Raw genomic sequence first — 2,957 nt, forward strand, 5'->3', positions numbered from 1 at the left:
TCCCAATCTGATGACTGTCCGTCTACGACCGCCGGCTGCGCCGGCGAGCCCGTCCGCGATGCAACGCCGGATCGTCGTCTCGAACAACGCGCTCTGTCGGCCGATGAGCAGCGTCCGGATCATCAGCTCCCGATCGATCGAAGGCCGCCCCGTCTCGCTGTAGAACGGACGCAGAAGCGTGCGGAGATTGCCCTGGCGCCCCCGAAATCATGCGTCGGATCACATCAGCGGCGCGTGCTTTTTCGCCGCCAGCCATTCAGCAGTGCTGCGCAGGCCATCAAGCCAGGCGCGTCTGGGTCTCCAAGGCGTTTCCCGGGTGATCAGCGAGATTTCGAGGATGTTGACGGGCACGTCCGCGGCTCGGCCGGCGCGATAGATCCTGGACCGGCCGGCAGTGCCGGTGATGGCCTCGATATCGCTCGCCACCTGATTGATGCTGAGCCCTGCCCCCGATCCAACATTCATGACGCGGTGAGGCCCGTCATAGGTCGCGGCCCAGAGAAAGGCCGAGACGACGTCGTCGATATGAATGAAATCGCGCACGATCTCGCCCGTGCCCCAGATTTCGAGCGGCTTGCCGGCGAGCGCGTGACTGAGCATCGCGGCGACGACGCCTTGGCGCTTCAGAGCCGATTGCAGCGGGCCATAGGCGTTGGCGATGCGCAAGGCGAGATATTCGAGCCCGTAAAGGTGGTGATACAGGGCGAGGTATTTCTCGATCGCAAGCTTGCCGACACCATAGGCCGATATCGGATGGGTCGGCGCGGTTTCCGCGATCGGATGCCTGTCGGCCGGGCCATAGACGGTACCGCCAGACGAGGCGAAGACGACCCTTCTGACGGCGGCATCGTTGCAGATATCCAGGAAGCGCAACGTGCCCAGCACATTCGTCTCGAGATCGGAAACAGGCTTTTGCCCGGGGCTTCCCGGCACCGAACTGCTCAGGAGATGGAACACGATCTCCTGCCCCCGCGCGGCTTCGGTGATGGCCGCTTGATCCTCGAAATATCCGCTGCTCCAATGGACCCGCTCGTCCAGCGCCCGCCGATCGGCCGGCGCGCGCCCGAAGGCCCGGACGACCGCGCCTTGACGGGCCAGAGCGTTGGCCAGGTTGATACCGAGAAATCCGCCGCCACCCATGATCAGGCAACGGGTGCCATCGAGCCTCGGAACATCAACAGTGGCAATTGGCATGTCTACTCGTTGGGTCAGGATAGAAAAAACGTAGTCAATYAAGCAAATCGAAATCGATGTGGTTTTATTTCGAATTTGCGAATGAATTTATCCGATATAAATAAGCAACAATCCCATGCCATGGCGTCATAAAACCTCATTTATCGGGATTATCGAACAGAACAATCTAATCTCCATGACAAATCTCARGATTAATATGGCATGAATATGGGCAACGTGCCGGGTGAACCATGGCTCTTCCCGCCTGCAGGCGACCGGTTGCACGATCCGTCCAGCGATGGGGCCGATGTCAAAGTCGCCGTCATTGTCCCAGCTTATGGCCAACCCTCGCTGACAGCCGAGGCGCTGAATACGGCGTTGGCACAGGTCACTGATTTCAATTTCGCCATTGTCATTGTGAATGACGGATGTCCTCACCCTGAAACAGACGAGGTCTGCCAGACATTTGCTGCGACCTACCCGGGGCGGATCTTCTATTTGCACAAGCGCAATGGAGGTTTGAGCGCCGCACGCAACACTGGAATTGACTTCGCTCTGGCGGCCTTCCCGGATCTGGAGGCCGTCTACCTGCTCGACTGCGACAACCGCATCGGCCCCCATCTCCTGCAGCGGCTTCTGACCGCCTTGCGCAAGGCCGATGCGAGCATCGGCTGGGCCTATCCGGATGTCGACAAGTTCGGCTTCGCCGAATTCGCCGATACCTCGGGACCCTATTCGCCGCTGGAGCATCTGTTCCGCAATTTCTGCGAGGCAGGCAGCATGGTCTCACGGCGCATGCTCGACGCCCCGATCCGTTTTGACACCGAGATGCGCCAGGGCGTCGAGGATTGGGAATTCTGGCTGCATGGCCTCGAGCGCGGCTTTCGCGGGGTCCACGTGGCCGATGCGGGTTTTGCTTACCGCCGCCGGGGAGAAAGCATGCTGGTGGCGGCAGAACGGGATTTCACCCCGATCCTCCGCTATATCCGCAACCGCCATCCGCTCCTGTTCGGTATTCGCAACGTCCTGGCATTTGAGACCGAGGCTCGGTCGCGTTATGCGATCTATCACCCCGATACAGGGCTGGTTCGGTGCTTCACCGGTGAAAACGACGTCACGACCCTGACGGTCAGTGACTATGTCATCCGTCTGCTGCGCGCCCGGCTGCGCCCTGCTTACGGTCACTGCCCCGGGCAGCTTGTCGTCATGAACAGCTCATTATGCGAAACGCTTGCCGCGCAATCGCTGCTGGCTGGCGTCTTGTGGACGCTCGAGCGCGGGCTTGCCCGATCGACCGTCGTTACGTGCTCAATGCGGGATCGATTGCACGATGATCGTCTTCTGGCCTGGAGCGAGGGGACGATTGTCCAGGAGCAGACGGACAGGTTCCGGCTGACATCTGATCGGACGCATATCCTGGCCGTCGAGGCATCCTTTCTCGTCGAGCACGCATCGCTGCGCGCGCTCGATCTGCATGCCCTGCCCCGACAGCCGGGCAAGCGTCAGCATGCTATCGAACTCGATCTGGCCGTGAGGGAAGCGCCGGCCGATCTCGCGCCAATCGATGAGGCCTTTACGCGGCTGTGCCGGGATATCGCCACTGCCGGAGACGGGGCCAACCCTGCCGATTGGAAGTCGGCGATGCCGAACACGTACCGGCTCCAGGCGGCGCTGCCGCGCGATCTGTACCCGGAACTCTTCAATCTCTCGTCGGCCTTCCCCGGCGGATCGTCCGATGCCAGGCCCCTTGCTGCCCTGGTGCTCGCCTCGGGGCAGCCCGAGAG

The 2,957-nt window shown here is 61.4% G+C and carries 2 protein-coding genes and 1 pseudogene; 1 reads left to right on the forward strand and 2 read right to left on the reverse strand.

Translation table 11 applies throughout. The annotated features are described in order from the left end of the window. Together AC1D34_RS36115 and AC1D34_RS36120 are read right to left on the reverse strand one after the other, a co-directional pair. Positions 1-186, reverse strand: a pseudogene (locus AC1D34_RS36115) (transposase); the annotation flags it as partial. A 33-nt stretch (positions 187-219) separates the two neighbouring features. Then, positions 220-1,194, reverse strand: a complete 975-nt coding sequence (locus tag AC1D34_RS36120; protein ID WP_441506788.1) for an NAD-dependent epimerase/dehydratase family protein — start codon at positions 1,192-1,194, stop codon at positions 220-222. Between the two features lie 201 nt (positions 1,195-1,395). Between AC1D34_RS36120 and AC1D34_RS36125 the strand changes: the two genes are divergently transcribed. Continuing rightward, on the forward strand, positions 1,396-2,957 hold a 1,562-nt coding region (locus tag AC1D34_RS36125; protein WP_476826854.1), incomplete at its 3' end, for a glycosyltransferase family 2 protein.

The organism is Allobosea sp. P1_A7 (assembly GCF_056406775.1).